The sequence below is a fragment of the Marinobacterium sp. xm-m-383 genome (assembly GCF_013283255.1).
GTDB lineage: Bacteria > Pseudomonadota > Gammaproteobacteria > Pseudomonadales > Balneatricaceae > Marinobacterium_E.
The window spans coordinates 299,241-314,756 of sequence record NZ_WBYT01000002.1 but is presented as its reverse complement, the minus strand read 5'-3'; the positions used below and the strand labels follow the sequence as shown (position 1 = coordinate 314,756).

The window sequence follows — 15,516 nt, the reverse complement described above, 5'->3', positions numbered from 1 at the left end:
AAACAGTCAATTTTCGGGTGTTTTAGCAGCCATTTGCCTGGCTATCTAGACGCAATAGCAGTGAGTCTATACCATTTGCATCCATATTTCTTAAGCAAAACAGCTCTTGATCACTATGCAGCGATACATACGAAAAATTCTTGAAGCGCGTGTTTATGACGTAGCCGTCGAAACCGCACTGGATGACGCACCCGGTTTGTCCGAGCGCACAGGCAACAAAGTCCTACTAAAACGTGAGGATGAACAACCTGTCTACTCGTTCAAAATTCGTGGTGCCTACAACCGTATGGCTCAGCTGACCGATGAAGAGAAGGCGCGCGGTGTAATTACTGCATCCGCCGGTAACCACGCTCAAGGCGTTGCAAATGCGGCTAAGTACCTTGGTATCAAAGCGACCATTGTCATGCCCAAAACCACGCCAGACGTGAAAGTCACCAACGTGCGTCGCTTGGGAGGAAAAGCGGTTCTGCACGGTGATGCCTTTGACGATGCGCGCCAGCATGCTGCAAAACTGGAGCAAGAGAAAGGCTTAACTTACATCCCGCCCTACGATGATCCCGATGTCATTGCAGGACAGGGTACCGTTGCGATGGAGATGTTGCGCCAGCATACTGGCCCCATCGAGGCGATCTTTGTACCGGTCGGCGGTGGCGGCTTGATTGCCGGTGTTGCTGCTTACGTTAAATACCTTCGTCCCGAGACCAAGATCATTGGCGTTGAATCGGATGAGTCCGCGTGTCTTGCACTGGCTATGGAGAAGGGTCGTCGTGCCACACTGCCACAAGTTGGCATCTTTGCGGACGGTGTCGCCGTAGCTCAGATCGGTAAGCACACTTGGGAAATCTGTAAAGATCATGTCGATGAAGTGATCACCGTCAGCGTGGATGAGATCTGTGCGGCCATTAAAGATATCTTTGACGATACCCGTGCGGTGTCAGAACCCGCAGGTGCCCTAGCGGTTGCCGGCCTCAAACGCTATGTCGAGCGCGAGCAGTGCACCGGCAAAAATCTAATCGCCATCAACTCAGGGGCCAACGTAAACTTTGATCGTCTGCGTCATGTTGCTGAGCGTTCAGAGATCGGTGAAAAACGTGAGTTATTAATAGCGGCCAAAATCCCAGAGCGACCAGGTGCCTTTAAGCAGTTCTGTAAAACGCTGGGGAATCGCAACATCACTGAGTTCAACTACCGCTATAGCGACAGCGATGCGGCCGTGGTGTTTGCCGGTGTTCAAATCCGAAAAAACAACGATGGTCGCGAAGAGTTACTGGCCGAACTTAACGACGCATTAGATGAAGTGACAGACCTTACCGATAACGAGGTGGCAAAAAGTCATATTCGCTATATGGTTGGCGGTCACAAGCCTGATGCCTGTGGTGACGAAGCGCTCTTCCGCTTTGAATTTCCAGAGCGTCCAGGCGCGTTGATGAAGTTCCTAAATACTCTGGGTGGGCGTTGGAATATCTCAATGTTCCACTACCGCAACCACGGCGCTGCCTATGGACGCGTTTTAGTGGGTATGGAAGTGCCTAAGAAAGAGCGTTCTGAAGTGCGTAAGTATTTAGACGAGTTGGGCTACACCTGGTTTGAAGAGACCACCAACCCAGCCTACCAGCTCTTCCTAGGTTAACCGAAAAACATCAGTGGTGTTCTGGGGTCTCGGGTGAGACGTCGAACACCTCTTTAGTTAGCGCTTTCATTCCGTATACCAGCAACGAAATAGTTCCCCAGGTCAGACCCAGTACGACACCAGCATCGACAATGCCGCGCCAAGGTTGCGGGATAGAGTGCACCACAATGATCAACACAATGATAAATGTGGTCAGTGAATAGCTGACGATTTTGCGCTTCTTAGTGGTATGGAAGAACCCCATGCAAAAGAGCGGTGCGAGTACCAAACGCGCAGGCGTCACATGGTGACGAAGGTAGCGAGCTCGCGCTGCTGCACGAGGTGAAAAGTTTTGCTGGAAGCCTCGATATCCCTCTGCAAATCCCATAAAAACCAACGAGAAAGCCAGTGCCACCCAATGGCCAAAACTCAATTCAGCAAACGGAAGTTCCAAAGCCATGGGGGCTAAGCGATAGATTGCACTGCTCAACAGAGCAACAACGCCAACAATACCCCAAACAGCTGCAATTGAACCCAACATAGAGAGTCGCCTTATATTCAAACAAGCGGGCAAGTATAACGAATAGTCAGGTCCTGACAACCGGGTGCGTTATTTGTAGTCCGCTTTATCAAGACCGTACTTACGCATTTTGTCAGAGAGGGTTTTTCTAGGTAGACCCAAAGCGGCCAGCGTCTCTTTGATTGAGCCGGCATGACGAGCCAATTCGGTTTGAATCAACGTTTTCTCAAAGTATTCAACGCGATCAGGTAGGCTCATAGTGGTGTTCTGATTACTCTCCAACTCGCCCGCTTCCCCACAATTGAGCTCACCGAGCAGCACAAAACGCTCCGCCACATTGCGCAGCTCACGCACGTTACCTGGCCAATCATAGGCGACAAGTTGCTGAATCTGCTCCGGTGTTAGCGGTTCGACTTCACGGCCAAACTGACCTGAGGCGACCAGAGCAAAGTGTTTAAACAGCAAAGGGATATCTTCGCGGCGTTCCCTAAGGGCGGGTAGATCGACTCGAACGACATTGAGTCGATAGTAGAGATCCTCTCGGAAATCGCCCTGGTCGGCCGCTTCACGCAGGTCCACTTTAGAGGCGGCGATGACTCTTAAGTCCAGTGAAATAGGGTCGTTCGAACCTAAACGCTCAATGACACGCTCTTCCAACACACGCAGCAGTTTAATCTGCAAAGAGATCGACATGCTTTCGATCTCGTCTAAGAACAGTGTTCCACCTTGAGCATGCTCTAACTTACCAATTCGACGATTTTTGGCGTCGGTAAAGGCGCCCGCCTCATGGCCAAAGAGTTCACTCTCAATTAGGTTTTCAGGAACCGCCCCACAGTTAATGGCGACAAAGTTGGCCCCGCGACGGCTGCTGTTTTCATGGATATAGCGAGCTAGCAGATCTTTACCCGCTCCGGTCTCACCGTGAATCAAAATATCCGCAGGGGTATCAGCAACCGCTCGAACAATATTACGCAGCTGTTGAATGCGCGGACTGGCGCCAATTAAACGAGGGCCTGCCGCGTTGTGAGTGGCTAGTTCCTCTTTAAGCGCTCGGTTTTCGAGAGTTAACGAGCGCTTTTCGATCGCACGACGTACGACATCAATCAGCAGCTCAGAGGCAAAGGGTTTTTCAATGAAATCGTAGGCGCCATCACGGATCGCCGTTACCGCCATAGAGATGTCGCCATGACCGGTAATAATGATGACCGGAATATCAGAATCGATGGCTTTGATCTTAGCCTGTAGCTCTAAACCGGTCATACCCGGCATGTTGATATCGGTGACGACAATCCCCGACCAACCTGAACTGATGATACCCAACGCCTTTTCAGCACGATCACAGGTCACCACAGAGTAACCTTCAAGCTCCAGCGTTTGCCCAGCCGAATCCAAGATGTAGGCGTCATCATCTACCAGTAATACTTGAATCTCGTCAGCTCTAGACTCTGTCACTCGGACTCCTTAGTTGCTTGTGCACTGGGTGGTTGAGCCCTATTTAGAAGAATACGAAACTCGGCGCCACCCTCGGGTAAGTTGTGGGCGCTAAGCATACCACCAAGCGACTCGACAATCCGCTGCGAAATAGAGAGACCAAGCCCCAAACCAAGCCCCTGCTCTTTTGTGGTAAAAAATGGTGTAAAGATCTGCTCTAACGCCTCATCACTTAAACCGGGTCCGGTATCGCATACAGAGATGGCGATCTGCTCCCCGAGAAACTCTGTACGAACCTGAATCTGCTTATCTTCACTCTGCTCCATCGCTTGAGCAGCGTTGTTGATCAGATTCACCATCACCTGCTCCATACGCAGAAGATCCGCTTTCAACCAAATTTGATCCGAGTTATCGGGCCAGGTGATCTCAACATTTTGACGCTCTAACTGCCCGTAAAGGATAGACATAGCCCCATCGCGCAGATCACGCAGCGACACACTACTCTGTTGCGGATCTTGCTTACGCGAGAACTCTTTCAGGGGGTGCAGTATGTTGGCCATTCGCTGCGTCAGATTGGCAATCTGCTGCAGATTGCTCGTGACTCGTTCTGCATTATTCAGTGTCTGAAACTTCAAGGCGTTATCGGCGTAATTGCGAATTGCCGTCAGTGGTTGATTCAACTCGTGGTTTATACCGGCTGACATCTGACCAATGGTCGCCAACTTAGCCGCCTGTACCAACTCGTTCTGAGTTAACTGGTGATTTTCGATCTCGGACAATAGCTTTTTGTTGGCGGCCTGAAGGTCCTGAGTACGCTCTGCAACACGACGTTCAAGCTCATTTTGTGCACGCTGTAAGGCCTGTAAATGCTCGCGACGTTCGGTGATATCAACCAAGGTGACAATCAGGTGATAACGGCCACTCTGCTCCATGTTACTGAGGGTCAGTTCAACCGGGATAACGCTACCATTAGCGTTGAGGCAATCCACCTCCAGCTTCAGATGCTGTTCACGGGTTGCGACCTCTAACTCAATATAGCGCTTCAGTAGTAACTGATCCTGCGGCGACAGTAGCTCATGAAACGGCTTGCCGATGATCTGATCCAAGCGATACCCCAGCAGTCTCTCCAGCACCGGATTAAAGTACTCAATCTTACCTTCTGTATCGATCAGAGAGAGGCCAACCTGAGTATTATTAATCACGCCTTCAATGCGCGCTTCCTGCTCTTTTCGAACTCGGCTTTCACGCTCAGTATAGCGCTGACGCTCAATGCGAATGCGGCGTCGCTGAAAGGCCACAAGACTGGCCAGAACGATCAACACACCCAGTATCGTGGTAATCAACTGCACCACCAATACGCGATCTTCAACCGTTTGCAGATTGGCGAGATGGCGAACGGTCAGACCAGTGTTAGAGATCTGGTCCGCCAACAGCAGATACTGTCGTGTGTCGAGCTCGGCCGATGCTGCAGGGTTGTCACTCTCATTGTGCAGCACAGTAATGATCTCAAACTGCTCATCCTCCACACTGCGTTTAGCAATATTCAAAGAATTAAGCGGCTGATCACCGTATCGAAGACTTTCGGCTATCCGCTTCATCTGCTCATCTGACAGCGGGCTGAGTGTCTTAAACATCCAATCTGGCTCGGTACTGATAACGATAACGCCATCCTCATCTGACACCATCACTTCGGTGGCCGGGTTGTTCCAGCGCTCTTCGATCTGATCCAAGTCGATCTTAACGACGACAACCCCAATGATTTCACCATTGCGGTGCATCGGGTGACTGAAGTAGTAGCCCCGTTTATTCGTCGTACTGCCCAAAGCAAAATAGCGCCCCGACTGCCCTTTCATGGCATCGGTGAAATAGGGCCTAAATGAGAAGTTCCGCCCAATAAAACTGGTCTCTTTAAACCAGTTGCTGGAGGCTCTGGTGTAGCCCGCACTGTCCATCACATAGATATCCAATGCATTGACCAGATCAACGGCTCGTTGCAGATAGAGATTCGCCTGCCCAACACGCTCCTCTTCGGCGCCAGTGACCGCATCAGCCAGTAATTCATGATCGGCTAACAGTTCGGGCAAGCTACGAAAACGATCCAGTCTCTGCTCCACTGACACTCGGTAACGATCAAGCTCACTGGAGGCCTGCTGATGCAGCTCCTCTAATGCCTGTTGACGGGTAAACAGGGTCAAGTAGATCAAAGAGACGACAAACAGCGTAAGCACACCTAAAATCACTTCGGGTCGGAAAGGTAAGAACTGTTTGGGCGTATAACGCTCGGGCATCGACTATCCTGTATAGGCGTTTTAAATAAACAGATATCGATTTTTCCACCTTGCAGGGCATCCCACAACCCCGATGTTGAATATGAAATTAAATCGTCTGCAATCCTCGTGGTTTCTGAAGGCTCTCTGATATACTTCGCCAACCAAGAGTAAGGAAGCTTCAAGGTGTTACAAGCAGTTAAAGAGAATCTGGATCGCCTCGTTGCAAGCGGTCATCAACATCTGTTGCGTGAGCTAGGTCACGGCATCGAGAAAGAGGCACTTCGAATCGACAGTGCCGGTCATATTGCCAAGACAGACCACCCCGCCGCGCTGGGTTCTACGCTGACCCATGGACAGATCACGACCGACTACTCTGAAGCTCTGATGGAGTTCATTACCGGAGTCAGCACCGATGTGCGCGACTCACTCAAAGAGCTGACCGAACTGCATCAATTCACCTACTCTTTACTAGGTCATGAATCGCTCTGGTGTGCCAGCATGCCCTGTGCGATCAAATCGGTAGATGACATACGCATTGCCGAATACGGCAGCTCCAACATTGGACAACTGAAGTACATCTATCGTGTGGGCCTTGAGCATCGTTACGGAAAGATGATGCAGACCATCGCAGGCATTCACTACAACTTCTCGATTTCGGAAGCCTTCTGGCCAGCGTGGAAACAGGTGTGCGACTCGGAACTTAGCGACCAAGATTTCGCCTCCGATCGTTACTTTGCTCTGATTCGTAACTTCCGTCGTTACAGCTGGTTGCTGCTCTACCTGTTCGGTGCATCACCGGCTGTCAGCAAAGATTTCTTGCACTCTGTAGAGCACCACCTAGAGCCTCTCGACGATGATACCTATTACCTCCCCTACGCAACGTCACTGCGTATGAGTGATCTGGGCTATTCAAACAGAGCCCAAGAGGGGCTGAACGTCTGCTTCAACCATCTTGATACCTACTCAGACTCTCTTCAGGCTGCGATACACCAACCGCACCAACCCTATGAAGCGATTGGTATTAAAGTCGATGGCCAGTATCGCCAGCTCAACTCCAATGTGTTGCAGATTGAGAATGAGTACTACAGTGACATTCGTCCGAAACGCGTTGCCTTCAGCGGTGAAAAACCTGTCCACGCACTGATGGAACGAGGGGTTCAGTACATCGAAGTACGTAACACCGATATCAACCCACTGCTGCCGATTGGTATCGATCTGCAGCAGAGCCTCTTTATGGACGCCTTCCTGTTAACCTGTTTATTTGCAGGTGAGCAACTACTTACTAGCACTGAATGCGCTATGGTAGCTCACAACAAAGACAAGATTGTCTCTGAAGGGCGTCGCCCAGGTCTGATGCTTGAGACTCTTGAGGGCGAAGTGTCACGTGAGCAGTTTGCTCGCGACATCCTCGATCAGGTGACTCTGGTCGCTGAATTACTCGATCAGATCCACGGCGGAAATGCCTATCAACAAGCGGTTCAGAAACAGTATGAACTGGTAGCTGATCCGCAGCTGACTCCTTCAGCTAAAATTATTAGCGAGCTGAAATCGAGCTCACTCACCTTCCAACAGTGGACGCTCAAAATGGGACAGGTGCACCGCGAGACCCTGTCACGCGAACCGCTTGATCCAGCTGTTAAACATCGACTAACTGAAGAGGCTGAACAGTCACTGGCCAAACAGCGCGATGCTGAATCACAAGATGAAGCACCCTTTGATGAATTCCTTCAGCACTACCTAGCCTCCTAAGTGGAACTTAGTTATCACTTGCCAGCACTCTATCGATCGGCATAGACTGAAATCTCAGTTGGAGGTTTTGTTATGTTAGAGAACTGCAAAGATGCTCGTGAACGCTGGGGCGGTGTCAGCACCATTATTGACCATTGGCTGGATGAACGTGCCGCGTTAATTCGAATTCTAATGGAAATTCCCCATACTCAAGTGGGCGAAGAGTTGGATGCGCGACTGGGTGAATTTTGCCAACTCTTGGTAGACTACCTCTCATCAGGACACTTTGAAGTTTACCAACAGCTGGTAGCAGAGGGAGAAGCCTTCAGCGATTCACAACTAGCAGAGGCTCAAGCACTCCTTCCCAAGATTCAGATTTCAACCGATCTTGCGCTCGATTTTAACGACCGTTTCTCTGATCTGCCTGCAGCGACCGTTGAAGATATCCGCTACTTCAGCGAACAGGTCTCTAAACTGGGCGAAGCCTTGGCTGATCGATTTGAGTTAGAGGATCAGATGATCGCCATGCTGCATGAGACACATCGCGAAGCCGTTAGCTAAATTTGCGGGACACTGAAACAAAAAAGGCTGCCCAAATGGCAGCCTCTTTTATATATGAGCAATTTACTCAGCCGGATTGATCGCAAGCAGTTCAACTTCGAACACTAGCGTCGCGTTTGGTCCGATCATACCGCCAGCACCGCCAGGGCCGTAAGCCAGATCAGATGGGATCACTAGACGTCCTTTACCACCCTCTTTAATCATCTGCAGACCTTCAGTCCACCCTTTGATAACGCCAGACAGCGGGAAGGTCACTGGTTCGCCACGACCGTAAGAGCTATCGAACTCTTGGCCATTGATCAGCATACCTTTGTAGTGCACTTTGACGTTATCTTCTGCTGTTGGTGTAGGGCCTGCGCCCTCTTCCAAAATCTCTACCTGAAGACCCGTATCAGTAGTGACAACACCTTCACGCTTAGCATTCTCTGCCATGAAGTCTTGGCCATTTTTCAGGTTAGCATCCGCTAGTGCTTGCTCTTTCGCCTGTTCAGCTTCTAGCTTTTTCGCTTGGAATGCCATCATCACATCAGACAGCTCCTGCATGGTCATCAACGGCTTGTTGCCTTCGAACATGTCCTTAACACCCTGACTCAGTAGATCGTAGTCAAGAGAGTCGAAATCAGCCATTAGACGCTCACCAAGTACCAAGCCCATGCCGTAACTCAACTTTTGATCATCGGTCGTAAGTTCAGTCGCCTGAGAAGGTGTCGCTAGCATTGCAGAAGATAGAGCAAGCGCTAATACCGCTTTTTTCATTGGAAAATCCTTATTCGTGTTATCAATGAGACCAGTGTCTCTGAATGAGATGAAAGAAACATTAAAACCTATACACCGCAGGATTAAAACCCATTAGGTTTGCGGTTTCAGGCGTTGAAGAACGGCATCCTTATCCTGATCAATATCACTGACGCCGGCTGAGACTCTGTCCAAATTAGATTGCGCTGTTATCAGGTTCATCGCTTTAGGCTTGGGCGCAAGCCACTGATGAAGCATCGCTATCTCGACGCGCTCCATGTTCAGCTCCACCCCTTTTAAATGCTGATACAGGGCTTCAAGTTCGGGGTAGTCATTAAGCTGAGGTTTTAACGACATACGCTGCGACCGAATCGGCAAAATTTTTTGATGCCACGCCTCAATAGCGTCGGGAACCGAATCAGGCCATTCGATCTGCTCAGAAGCCGACCAGAGCGCGGCCAACATTAAATTGACTCGCCCACCTTTCGACTGAATCGATAGCATCGGCTTAGCGACTGACGGGTAGATCTCTAGGGCGAAAGACCACAAAGGGTTGTCGAGTTTTAATCCTGAAGGAACCACGATATCTCCAAATATAAGGAATCTAACAGAGAGGATTACGGCCCTTGCTGTGATAGACTTGCCGCCCATGATACGACTTGAACAGCTCAGTTTACAACGTGGCGCCCAGCGCCTAATTGACCACGCCGACCTAAACATCCATTTTGGTTGGAAGGTCGCCCTTATTGGTGCCAATGGCGTCGGTAAATCGAGTCTATTTAAGCTAATTCTGGGTGAGTTATCTCAGGACACTGGGGAGCTACACAAACCCGCTCCAGGCAAGATTGCGCATATGGCCCAAGAGGTCTCCAGCAGTGATCGTTGCGCGTTGGATTATGTGCTCGATGGTGATAAAGAGCTGCGCCAGCTGCAGAGCAAACTGGCCATTGCCGAGCAGGAACATAGCCCAGAGTTAGGTGAGCTTTACGCACAACTGGATGCCATTGATGGCTACCGTGCCGAATCCCGCGCCCACACTCTACTCAATGGTTTAGGCTTTGCACCTAATGACGCTAGCAAACCCGTTCAGAGTTTTTCGGGTGGTTGGCGCATTCGTCTTAACCTTGCTCAGGCATTGATGTGCCGATCTGAACTGCTACTACTGGATGAACCGACCAACCACTTAGATTTGGATGCCACCATCTGGCTAGAGCAGTGGTTGAATCAATACCCAGGCACCCTGATTCTGATTTCGCACGACCGCGCCTTTGTCGATGCAACCGCTAACCAAGTCGTACACCTCTATCAGCAACAGCTCACCCTGTATAAAGGCAACTACTCCGCTTTTGAACGCATGCGCGCTGAACGACTCGCGCAACAACAAGCCGCTTACGACAAGCAGCAGGCACAAATAGCACACATCGAAAGCTTTGTGCGTCGATTTAAAGCCAAGGCGAGCAAAGCCAAACAGGCGCAGAGCCGCATTAAAGAGCTAGAGCGCATGGAGATGATCTCCGCGGCACACATCGATTCACCGTTTAGTTTTCGATTCGACTGTTCCGACAAACTCTCATCGCCCCTGCTGAATCTCTACAACACGGAACTGGGTTACAGCGAACAGAGTAAAATTCTTAACGGTGTATCACTTAGTCTTGTACCCGGTCAGCGAATTGGCCTACTGGGTAGAAACGGCGCTGGTAAATCGACCCTAGTCAAAAGCTTGGTCGGAGATCTACCTCTAATCAGTGGCGAGCGCTCCTGTGGTGAGCATCTAAAGATTGGCTACTTCGCACAGCATCAGCTCGAAGCACTGGATATGAACGCCTCGGTTCTGTTGCATCTGCAGCGTATTGCTCCTAAGGCAACCGAAGCTCAACTGCGTTCGTTTGCCGGTTCTTTTGGTTTCAGTGGCGATGATGCACTGGATCCGATTGGACGTTTCTCTGGCGGTGAAAAGGCTCGCCTTGCATTAGCATTGATCGCTTGGCACAAACCCAATCTGCTGCTGCTCGATGAGCCCACCAACCACCTGGATCTGGAAGTTCGTCACGCACTGACTCTAGCCCTTCAGGACTTTGAAGGCTCGATTATCTTGGTGTCCCACGATCGCCATCTACTGGCGAACACCGTCGATCAGTTTCTTCTGGTCGCCGAGGGCAAAGTGACCGAGTTTGACGGTGACCTCGATGATTACCACAAATGGCTAGCGACCCAACGGCAAGAGGACTCTTCACCGGTCATCGCATCGGAAGGCCACTCACAAAGCGCCGCCGATCGGAAAGAGCAGAAACGCATCGAGGCTGAAAAACGCTCTAAATTACGCCCTTTGCGAAAAGCGCTTGAGAAGCTTGATGCGAAAATGGAGAAGCTCAATCAATCGTTGGAAGCCCTAGAGTCACAGCTTGCCGACACGGATCTGTATACGGATCAACGCAAAGATGAGTTAAAGGCCCTACTAAGCCAGCAGGCCGAAGCTAAAAGCGAATTAGAGGGTGTTGAGCTGGAGTGGCTTGAAACTCAAGAGCAGCTCGAAGAGCTTGAACAAGAGCACGCCTAGGCTAAATTCGACTCACTCGGGTCACTTGCTTAATAGCACGCAGCTTTTTCATAACCCGCGCCAGATGAACACGGTTGGTCACTGTCAGTTCAATGGTAACGGCATTCATCTGACCATCTTTCTCGCCTGACAGTAGCTGATTGACGTTCCCGCCTACTGAAGAGACCGCCATCGCCAGCTGTGCGATGATGCCTCGTTGTGATTCAACCTGAACTTCTAAAACGGTGGTGTACTCATCCTCACCTGTTTCGCCCCACTCGATGTAGATGTTGCGATTGGTGGTCTCGTCACGCTTACCGTTGAGGTTGCGACAGTCAGAGCGGTGCACCACCAAGCCACGTCCTGCCGAGATATTACCGACAATATTGTCGCCAGGAATGGGGTAACAACAGCGAGCAAAGTGCATGACCATGCCTTCTGCACCCCGAATCGAGATCGGTTTACCGTCTGTACCAATAAGTGATTCTGGTTCGTCAGATTCACCATCCGTCGGTTGTAGACGCTGAGCGATGACGTAAGCCATTCGATTACCCAATCCGATATCTTCTAACAGATCATCGAGAGTCTCGAAGTTCAAATCTTGTAACAGCTTGTCCAGCTTATTCTGATCAAGCTGTTGATCACTGATCTCATATTGAGCCAAGTACTGGTTCAACAGGCGACGACCCAACTCGATCGACTCATGCTGTTTTTGGTTCTTCAAGAAGTGGCGAATCGCTGTCCTTGCTTTACCGGTCACAACAAAGTTGAGCCAAGCCATATTGGGTTGGGCACGTGGGGTTGTGATGATCTCAACGGTCTGACCGGTTTTCAGCGGCTCTGACAGCGGCGATAGATGTCGATCAACACGACAGGAGATACAGGAGTTACCCACGTCGGTATGAACCGCATAAGCAAAGTCGACCGGGGTTGCCCCTTTCGGTAGCTCAAGAATGCGTCCCTTCGGAGTGAAGACATAGACCTCATCTGGGAACAGCTCTTTCTTAACGCTGTCGATGAACTCCATCGAGTCACCGGCAGCCTGCTGCATTTCAAGCAGGCCTTGTAGCCATTTGCGCGCACGGTTGTAAGAGCCTTCGGCACTGCTGCCATCGCCACTCTGTTTGTAGTGGCTGTGTTCGGCAATACCCTGCGCAGCGACGGCATCCATCTCATGGGTTCTGATCTGTACCTCAATAGTAATATCGCGTGCACCAAACAGATCGGTATGCAGCGATTGGTAGCCATTTGCTTTTGGGATAGCAATGTAATCTTTGAAGCGCCCCGGTACGGGTTTAAACAGGTTATGTACTGCGCCTAAAATTCGGTAACAGTTATCAACAGATGTCGTAACAATACGAAAAGCGAACACATCCATGATGCTGGCAAAACTGCGATTTTCGCTCTTCATTTTGCGATAGATTGAGTAGAGGTGTTTCTCACGGCCGGTCACTTCACCGACTAACTCCTCCTGTTTCAAGCGGCGATTAATGGCCTCCTGAATCTCAGAGATAATATCTTTACGCTGCCCCCGCGCTTGCACCACCGCACGGCGAATGTACTTAGCACGCATCGGGTGGAAAGATTTAAACGCTAAATCCTCTAGCTCTACCTGAACATCACGCATACCCAAACGGGCTGCAATCGGTGCGTAGATATCCAGAGTCTCTTTAGCGATACGACGCTGTTTATCTGGGCGCATAGCACCCAACTTACGCATATTGTGAAGACGATCCGCTAGCTTAACGATGATGACGCGAATATCTTCTGCCATCGCTAAGACCATCTTCTGGAAGTTTTCTGCCTGCGCTTCCGCTTTGCTCTCGAACTCAAGATGCGTCAGTTTAGAGACACCATCAACAACTCGTGCAACGGTTTCACCAAACTGGCCAGAGATACCGTCAAAATCGATCTCAGTATCTTCGATGACATCGTGCAACATGGCTGCTATTAGACAGTCGCGATCCATGTGCATCTCAGCAAGAACACTGGCAACGGCTAGGGGATGGGTAACGTAGGGCTCACCACTTTTACGACGCTGACCATCATGGGCCTGTTCCGCGTAAAAATAAGCACGCCTTACCTTTCGGATCTCATCGGAGTCCAAATATTCGGTAAGGCGTTCAGATAGAGCGTCTATAGTGGGCATCAGTTATCGCTTAACAAACAATATGATAAGGATGATGCCCCACTTTGAAGAGAGTTGGAAGAGTTAGTCTAGAACTGGCTCGTCAAGGACAGCGCGAGTTGTATGACCTTCAGCGATTTCACGAAGAGCAACAACCGTTGGTTTGTCATTTTCCCATTCAACTTTAGGATCTTGACCACCAGTAGCGATCTGACGCGCACGTTTAGACGCAACCATTACAAGTTCAAAACGGTTATCAAGATTGTCTAGGCAATCTTCTACAGTAACACGTGCCATGAGTAACCTCTTTAAAGAGTAGTAACAAATTCGAACCGGCGATTGTACAGAGTTTAGGCAGCTCTCTACAAGAGTTCAGCGAGTAAACTTTGCTGCGCCTGCTGTTGAACCACCATTTCTAAACGATTTGCGGTAAATATTGCGGCCAATTGATCCAGTGCAGTGTCGAATTGGTCGTTAATCACCAAGTAGTCAAAGTCGCCGTAGTGGCTCATCTCAGATTCAGCTTGCGCCATACGACCGGCAATCACCTCGTCGCTGTCGGTGCCGCGACCGGTCAAACGACGCAGAAGCTCCTCACGACTCGGGGGCAAAATGAATATAGAGCGCGCTTCGGGCATCTTTTGACGAACGATTTCAGCACCCTGCCAGTCGATCTCGAGAATCACATCGATACCCTGAGCCAGTTGCGACTCCACCCAGCCTTTGGATGTACCGTATTTATTGGTGAAGACTTCAGCGTACTCGAGAAACTGTCCCGCTTCGATCAGACGATCAAATTCCGTTAGATCAACGAAGTTGTAGGCAACACCATCTTCCTCGCCAGGACGAGCAGCACGGGTAGTGTGAGATACCGACACACGAATGCGCTCGTCACGCTCCAACAGTGCTTTAACGAGACTGGTTTTACCGGCACCGGAGGGTGCAGAAATGATGTAGAGGAAGCCCTGAGCTGCTTGCATAACAAAAACCCTGATTACTGAGTCGCGAATAATATAACAACTCAGCGCGTCTGTTTAGGGATAGATCAGTAACGCAGCTTACCGTTTTTACGGAATTCACTCGGCGTCATGCCGCGCACTTCCATAAACCTACGGTTAAAGTTTGCGACGTTGTTAAAGCCGACGCTGTAACAGATAGTAGAGATGTACTGATCCGTATCGAGCAGTAGCTGACTGGCCTTGTTGATACGCATGCGCGTGACAAAGTCAGTAAAGGTATTGCCTGTAGCTTTACGGAAATAGCGAGAGAATCGGCTCTCACTCATACCAAACTTTTCAGCGACTTCCGCCATGTTGAAGTTGGTTGAGTAGTGCTCTGAGACATAGCCAACAATTTCACTGATCTCATCGAGATGGTGTTGATCATCTCGACTCTGCAACTGTACAGACGAGAGCAGTCGGTAGTTTTCATGCTTAGCCAAAACAGCCATTAACTCAATGAAATTGGCCAGACGATCCATACCTGAGCTGACTTTTATGCGATCCATCATCGCCTCAACTTGAGCGCTGATACCGTAGAATTCGACACCGTTAGCCGCACGATCCAAGAAATTCATTAAAGAACGCATTTCGGGAATCAATTCAGCACTGCGCACAAGAGGCTCGCGACGGAACTGCAATACCTTGTCACGCACTTCAACATGATCTTGGCCGTTAGGGTATTCCGTGGAGATCCAGTTATGAGGCAGGTGAGGCCCGGTCAGGACAAGCTGACCCGGCTGGAAGTGACCAATGTAATCACCGACAAAAACTTTGCCCTTGGTTTCGGTGATCAAATGAAGTTCATACTCTTCATGAAAGTGCCAACGAATCAACTGGTGAGGTGCACCATGCTCCAAAAAGCGAATAAAGCCCTCATCAATCTGCTCCTCATAACCGAGGTCAGGATGACGGTGAAAATCACTCTCTTTTTCTGGCGGTCTAATGACCTTCAAATCATTTGTTTGCATATGCACCTCGATGCTGACTCCGTCAGCTT

13 protein-coding genes are annotated in these 15,516 nt (G+C 50.0%); 4 read left to right on the top strand and 9 right to left on the bottom strand.

Going from position 1 to position 15,516, the window contains the following annotated elements; all coding sequences use genetic code 11:
- Positions 1–115: 115 nt before the first annotated feature.
- On the top strand, positions 116–1,630 hold the full coding sequence (gene ilvA, locus XMM383_RS05155; protein ID WP_173481738.1) for a threonine ammonia-lyase, biosynthetic: 1,515 nt from the start codon (positions 116–118) through the stop codon (positions 1,628–1,630).
- A gap of 10 nt (positions 1,631–1,640) precedes the next feature.
- Here the strand turns inward: ilvA and XMM383_RS05150 are convergent, their stop codons facing one another.
- The 3 genes from XMM383_RS05150 to XMM383_RS05140 form a co-directional block, all read right to left on the bottom strand.
- Positions 1,641–2,150 carry a hypothetical protein gene (locus tag XMM383_RS05150; RefSeq protein WP_173481737.1) on the bottom strand — a complete coding sequence of 170 codons (510 nt, stop codon included), beginning with the start codon at positions 2,148–2,150 and terminating at the stop codon, positions 1,641–1,643.
- Positions 2,151–2,219: 69 nt separating this feature from the next.
- Positions 2,220–3,581 carry a sigma-54 dependent transcriptional regulator gene (locus tag XMM383_RS05145; protein ID WP_173481736.1) on the bottom strand — a complete coding sequence of 454 codons (1,362 nt, stop codon included), beginning with the start codon at positions 3,579–3,581 and terminating at the stop codon, positions 2,220–2,222.
- Complete coding sequence (locus tag XMM383_RS05140; RefSeq protein WP_173481735.1) at positions 3,578–5,848, bottom strand: ATP-binding protein; 2,271 nt, start codon at positions 5,846–5,848, stop codon at positions 3,578–3,580. Before XMM383_RS05140 ends, XMM383_RS05145 begins: the two co-directional genes overlap by 4 nt.
- 165 nt (positions 5,849–6,013) lie before the next feature.
- Between XMM383_RS05140 and gshA the strand changes: the two genes are divergently transcribed.
- Together gshA and rsd are read left to right on the top strand one after the other, a co-directional pair.
- Entirely contained in the window at positions 6,014–7,579 is a 1,566-nt protein-coding gene (gshA, locus tag XMM383_RS05135) for a glutamate--cysteine ligase (protein ID WP_173481734.1), read from the top strand.
- Positions 7,580–7,651: 72 nt separating this feature from the next.
- Positions 7,652–8,119 (top strand): sigma D regulator, encoded by a 468-nt coding sequence (gene rsd / locus XMM383_RS05130; protein ID WP_173481733.1) that lies wholly within the window; start codon positions 7,652–7,654, stop codon positions 8,117–8,119.
- A gap of 63 nt (positions 8,120–8,182) precedes the next feature.
- On the opposite strand, the gene XMM383_RS05125 is transcribed toward rsd, so the two are convergent.
- Both XMM383_RS05125 and XMM383_RS05120 read right to left on the bottom strand, forming a co-directional pair.
- Entirely contained in the window at positions 8,183–8,875 is a 693-nt protein-coding gene (locus XMM383_RS05125; RefSeq protein WP_173482565.1) for an FKBP-type peptidyl-prolyl cis-trans isomerase, read from the bottom strand.
- Between the two features lie 93 nt (positions 8,876–8,968).
- Complete coding sequence (locus XMM383_RS05120) at positions 8,969–9,436, bottom strand: TIGR02444 family protein (protein ID WP_173481731.1); 468 nt, start codon at positions 9,434–9,436, stop codon at positions 8,969–8,971.
- A gap of 67 nt (positions 9,437–9,503) precedes the next feature.
- Between XMM383_RS05120 and XMM383_RS05115 the strand changes: the two genes are divergently transcribed.
- Complete coding sequence (locus XMM383_RS05115; protein WP_173494632.1) at positions 9,504–11,411, top strand: ATP-binding cassette domain-containing protein; 1,908 nt, start codon at positions 9,504–9,506, stop codon at positions 11,409–11,411.
- Position 11,412: 1 nt separating this feature from the next.
- Here XMM383_RS05115 and XMM383_RS05110 read toward each other — a convergent pair whose 3' ends face one another.
- The 4 genes from XMM383_RS05110 to XMM383_RS05095 all read right to left on the bottom strand — a co-directional run bounded on the left by XMM383_RS05110 (position 11,413) and on the right by XMM383_RS05095 (position 15,487).
- The gene (locus tag XMM383_RS05110; protein ID WP_173494631.1) at positions 11,413–13,539 is read right to left on the bottom strand and encodes a bifunctional (p)ppGpp synthetase/guanosine-3',5'-bis(diphosphate) 3'-pyrophosphohydrolase; all 2,127 of its coding nucleotides are present in this window, start codon (positions 13,537–13,539) and stop codon (positions 11,413–11,415) included.
- A gap of 63 nt (positions 13,540–13,602) precedes the next feature.
- Complete coding sequence (gene rpoZ / locus XMM383_RS05105) at positions 13,603–13,815, bottom strand: DNA-directed RNA polymerase subunit omega (RefSeq protein ID WP_173481728.1); 213 nt, start codon at positions 13,813–13,815, stop codon at positions 13,603–13,605.
- A 65-nt stretch (positions 13,816–13,880) separates the two neighbouring features.
- Positions 13,881–14,498 carry a guanylate kinase gene (gene gmk, locus XMM383_RS05100; RefSeq protein ID WP_173494630.1) on the bottom strand — a complete coding sequence of 206 codons (618 nt, stop codon included), beginning with the start codon at positions 14,496–14,498 and terminating at the stop codon, positions 13,881–13,883.
- A gap of 65 nt (positions 14,499–14,563) precedes the next feature.
- Positions 14,564–15,487 carry an AraC family transcriptional regulator gene (locus XMM383_RS05095; RefSeq protein ID WP_173482567.1) on the bottom strand — a complete coding sequence of 308 codons (924 nt, stop codon included), beginning with the start codon at positions 15,485–15,487 and terminating at the stop codon, positions 14,564–14,566.
- Positions 15,488–15,516: the final 29 nt, after the last annotated feature.